Here is a 4,512-nt window from a genome sequence, read left to right as displayed (position 1 = left end):
GTACAAGAGATTTGCGTATCGCCGCGAGATGATATTATCATCTAAAATTCCGGTTCCATTTCCCGGTCTTCATGATTCATCCAAGCAGGCAAAAAATCGTTCGACTGCATCCAGTCAACAATGATGTCACCTATCAATTCTGCTCTGGTCATACCAACCTCTGCTGCAAGTGACGTCACTGCGTGGTCGACTTTCGGGTTGATATCTATGCCTTTACTACTGCGAAGCTTGAGCGCAGCACGCAGCAAAATAGACTTTAAATCCTCGACCGGCGTGCTGTTGATTGCTTTGGCTGTTGCCTCCAATAGTTCAACGAACGTCTGACGTTGTGCCAGCATCATAGCGCCCCACATCCAGCTCTGTTTAGTAGCGTACCAAACTTTTTAGCATCTGCTCAACAATTTACATTAGGGATGATTAATGGAGCATGCAGGCGCCTCGAACAGTAAGGGCTGTTCCAGCCCCCACATTGTCCTTCCCACCCAAATTTAGGGCGCTAGCGCGCTGCACCTGCCTGTCTCTGCGATCACGGCACCAACACCTCCGTCACCGTCGCATGTCGCAGCTTGTCTTCACCTCGAAGATGCTTGGCCATGACGCGCAAGACCGGTTGGATTGGTTTTGCGCTCTTGTTGCCGGTGCCGATCGGTGCCGCGAACTGGGCATCTTTGAGATAGTCCAGCGCTTCCCATAGCTCGCCGCGTTGCTTGCCCCCGATTGCCGGATGGCTCGGCCGACATAACGAAGTTCACCGTCGGCCATGTCCGCCAGCAGCAGGGATGGGGCCTCGCCTCGATTTTGCTCATAGTTAATGACGACGAATTCGCGGGTGATGTAGGCCGCTGGCAAGTCGCTTGAAGTCGGTGCGGCCGGTCTCGTCCTGCACGACCATCTCACCATCAAGGATGGATGGCATCGCGTTTGATCAGAGCGCGCACGGCGGCCAGCACCGAAGCATTCCGGGTGAATGCAATCGCATGCCCGCCGACGAGATGGATCTGTGTCCGGTAGCCGTCGTATTTGATCTCATGCGACCAAGCATCGCCAATCAGCTTGTCGGTGGAGGGCGGTCCTTCATGCACATGCAGCTTGGCCGGCGCCTCCCGGCTGAGTCATCCAAAGCAGCGCCGGCCTGGCTCCCGCTGCAAGAGTTCGACTAGCTCAGCAGCGGGCAGCTCGGCGAGCGGCCGAAGGTGACATAGATGCGGTCGCCGTTGCGGTCGCGGCCTTGGACCTCGATCGTCCGTCGGCCGACATCTGCGATGCGGGCACGGCGTATGCCCATGCTTTCGGCCTTGTCGAGCGCGCGGCCCTCGGTGCAATCCGCTGCATACTGCGGCGATTGTCGGGATAGAAGCCATCGCGGTAGCCGTCCTGGCGGCAATCCTCGTAGCGCGGGTTGCAGCCCTCATTCAGGCGCAGTCCATCGCGACCAAATTCAAGTTGGATGTCTTGCGCAGAGGCAGGCAGAGGCAACCCAACGCCCATGCCGGCAACGAGCGCACAACCGATCAGGATTTTACGCATCTTATCCGCTCCTGTTGTTAGGCTCATGGATCTAAATGCAACGGGCACCTTCAAGGTTCCCGCTGGAGCAGCTCACGCGACTTTGGCTGTGCTCGCCGTGGCTTGGATCTCGGTCTGTGCGCTACCGCCTCAAACCGTTAACGCCGAGCTGGCGTTTAAGACCAATCACGAAGGGGGAAAATGGCGCGCCCGCTTCTGAGGGGATCGAAACGAGGCGAGCGCGCCGCTCGAATCTCAGGTCAGAGCGGAAATCACATTAGGTGCGACTTTCTCAACGTCAACCAGTCGTTTTTTTCGAAATCAAAAATAAACGCGCTTGGCGGAACTCGACCAGCCACGACTTTGACGACCTAAAGGAAGAACCGGAGGAGAAGCTGCAAGGGCACAAAGCCAACGTGATATGGAAGTTAGAATAGCTCGCATCCAGGCCAAGGAGCCACGATGGGTTCGGGGATGACGTGACCGCCAATATAGTCTTGGCCGTTCTTGACGGAAAGCTCGCCTGTCCAGCCCTCGAAACCTAGCTGCGGGTATGTCTTGCATTCGCCCCAGATGAGCAGATGCTGGCTGGGCACAACTGACATGGGGGAACGCATGACTTATTTTGTGCAGGCACTGCAAAACAATCCTGAGCTGGCCATCTTCCTTACGCTGGCAGTTGGCTTCGTGATTGGCCGCCTGAGGTTTGGAAGCTTTAGTCTCGGCATTGTCGTGGGGACACTCTTCGCAGGAGTATTGATCGGACAACTCGATATCAAAGTCCCGCCCATCGTGAAGGTCATATTCTTTGATCTATTCCTCTTCACTACCGGCTACAAAGTAGGGCCGCAGTTCTTTCGAGGACTGAAAAAGGACGCAATTCCGCAGGTTCTGCTCACGGTCGTTCTTTGCGTTGCATGTCTGCTTACAGCATTCGGTTTCGCAAAGCTGCTGAACTACGACATCGGCACGGCAGCTGGGCTCCTCGCGGGCGCGTTTTCCGAGTCGACAGTGATCGGCACCGCCGGCCAGGCCATTCAGCGCCTCCCGTTGTCCGATGCTGAGAAAAGCGCGCTGCTAAATAACATCCCGGTCGCCTATGCGGTCACTTACCTGATTGGAACTGCCAGTCTCGTCTGGTTCCTTCCCACCATCGGGCCCAAGTTGATGGGTATAAACCTGCGTGAAGAAGGTGCTCGTATGCAGGCTGCGCTGGCGGGTTCGTCGGAGCTTGGCCCAGGCGCCAACTCCGGAACCAAATTTTTCGACGTCCGGGCCTACCGCGTTACGAACCCCATACTTTTTGACAAGACCTTGGCTGATATCGAGGCAATGCCCAAGGACACGCGGGTCTTCATTGCGCGCATTCGCCGAGGCGCCGAGATATTGGAGCCTCGACCTGACTTGGCCATCCGCGAGGATGATGTTGTTGCTGTGCTCGCTCGCCAGGAAATTCACGTGAGGCGAGGGGACGTAATTGGTCCTGAAGTGGACGACAAATCTCTGCTGGACGTCCCGTTAGATGTGCTGGATGTCGTGGTTACGCAACGCTTTGTCGTAGGACTGTCGCTCGATGACTTGACCAAGCTGGAGTTTGCACGCGGCGTGTTTCTTCGAAGGCTTACACGCGCCGGACATGAGATGCCCATCGCCGCAACAACGCGGATCGATCGAGGCGACGTAATGTGCCTGATCGGAATCAGGCCCGAGGTTGAGAAGGCAGCCAAGGAAATCGGTTATGCCGACCGTCCGACGGATGCGACGGACATGGTTTTCGTCGGTACTGGCATCGTGCTCGGGGGGCTTGTCGGGCTGCTTTCGCTGACGGTCGCAGGTATTCCGCTCACACTTACCGCGAGTGGTGGGGCATTGATCATGGGTTTGATCTTCGGTTGGCTTCGATCCGTGTACCCATTTTTCGGTCGGATGCCGGAGCCGGCGATTTGGATTTTCGATACCGTAGGATTGTGTCTCTTTATCGGGGTGGTAGGCTTGAGTGCTGGCCCCAGCTTCTTTTCCGGACTTCAAAATACCGGATTGAGCCTGGTTGCCGTTGGTCTGGTGTCGGCACTCTTGCCGCATACCATTGGCATCCTCTTTGGCCGCTATGTATTGAGGATGAGCCCGCTGATTGTCCTGGGGGCCTGCGCAGGAGCCGGCACGATTACCGCCGCCCTTCGTGCCATTCAGGACGAGTCTAACAGCAGCGTTCCCGCACTGGGTTACACAGTTCCGTATGCCGTTGGAAATATTCTGCTTACGGCATGGGGACCGGTGCTCGTGGCCATGATGACGATTGGGACATGAAGGGATAGAGCTTTCTGCGCTCGACAGCTGTCGAGCGCCCCATCGGCTCCCTGCAAACAGCTGCTTTCACAAAGGCTGCGCTGCCCGAGGTGCGGGTGTCGTTGCAGGTGACGGCCTCCATTTCGCTGCCCGGTAGTTCAGGTGCGGCATATCAGGTCGCGCTGCCCAACGACCTCTGTTGCATGGAAAACTACGGCCTCATCGCCGACTTCTGCCGGCGCTTTGATCCGCAGCCGAGGACACAGCAGGTGATGGCAAAATGGCCGAATGGCAAGGCGGAGAACTTCCGCCTCTATTGCTTCGCGACCCGCGAGGATACCGAGGTATTCGCCGACCCACTTTGAAGGCGTGCACTTCGATCCTGCCAAAGATCGCGAGAAGGGCAACATCAACGGCGCCTGGCTGCGATCCGACGAATGGAAGCCGATTGAGCGTTGCGGGCCGTTGGAACTGCCCCGGTTCTTCCGAAACTACGGGCAAATAGCCCTGCCTAGATACCTAGAAGCTCCTCATCTGCCGGTCGATCGCGTTCGCTATGCTGTCCGCTGTCGCGACCAATACTGAATCGAGACGGTGGGTGTAGCGACTGGTGATGGTGCTGCCAGCGTGCCCTATGATCGCACCGATGGTGTTATTGGAAAAGTCGAGATGCGGATTCCGACGTGAAGCCGGCCGCAACAGCTTACGACTGGGCTGTGT

General features: G+C 57.1%; 5 protein-coding genes and 1 pseudogene. 2 read left to right on the top strand and 4 right to left on the bottom strand.

Features of this window, described 5'->3' with window-relative positions:
• Window positions 1-41: 41 nt before the first annotated feature.
• The 3 genes from AC1DWF_RS30465 to AC1DWF_RS30455 form a co-directional block, all read right to left on the bottom strand.
• On the bottom strand, window positions 42-341 hold the full coding sequence (locus AC1DWF_RS30465; RefSeq protein WP_476788063.1) for a hypothetical protein: 300 nt from the start codon (window positions 339-341) through the stop codon (window positions 42-44).
• Between the two features lie 558 nt (window positions 342-899).
• Window positions 900-1,082, bottom strand: a complete 183-nt coding sequence (locus AC1DWF_RS30460) for a hypothetical protein (protein WP_476788062.1) — start codon at window positions 1,080-1,082, stop codon at window positions 900-902.
• A gap of 74 nt (window positions 1,083-1,156) precedes the next feature.
• Window positions 1,157-1,285 (bottom strand): hypothetical protein, encoded by a 129-nt coding sequence (locus AC1DWF_RS30455; RefSeq protein WP_476786936.1) that lies wholly within the window; start codon window positions 1,283-1,285, stop codon window positions 1,157-1,159.
• Window positions 1,286-2,121: 836 nt separating this feature from the next.
• Here AC1DWF_RS30455 and aspT point away from each other — a divergent pair.
• Together aspT and AC1DWF_RS30445 are read left to right on the top strand one after the other, a co-directional pair.
• A complete protein-coding gene (gene aspT / locus AC1DWF_RS30450; RefSeq protein WP_476788061.1) occupies window positions 2,122-3,813 on the top strand; it encodes an aspartate-alanine antiporter in 1,692 nt (563 codons plus the stop codon).
• A 107-nt stretch (window positions 3,814-3,920) separates the two neighbouring features.
• Entirely contained in the window at window positions 3,921-4,157 is a 237-nt protein-coding gene (locus AC1DWF_RS30445) for a hypothetical protein (protein WP_476788060.1), read from the top strand.
• 154 nt (window positions 4,158-4,311) lie between these two features.
• On the opposite strand, the pseudogene AC1DWF_RS30440 reads toward AC1DWF_RS30445, so the two are convergent.
• Window positions 4,312-4,512 (bottom strand): annotated as a pseudogene (locus tag AC1DWF_RS30440) (hypothetical protein); the annotation flags it as partial.

Source organism: Aminobacter sp. P4_D5 (assembly GCF_056401815.1).
This window is presented reverse-complemented; position numbering and strand designations above follow the sequence as displayed.

Bases quoted from the DNA above. Each gene is read 5' to 3' on its own strand.
- AC1DWF_RS30465 (WP_476788063.1), bottom strand. From the start codon at position 341: ATGATGCTGGCACAACGTCAGACGTTCGTTGAACTATTGGAGGCAACA.
- AC1DWF_RS30455 (WP_476786936.1), bottom strand. From the start codon at position 1,285: ATGGGCATACGCCGTGCCCGCATCGCAGATGTCGGCCGACGGACGATC.
- aspT (WP_476788061.1), top strand. From the start codon at position 2,122: ATGACTTATTTTGTGCAGGCACTGCAAAACAATCCTGAGCTGGCCATC.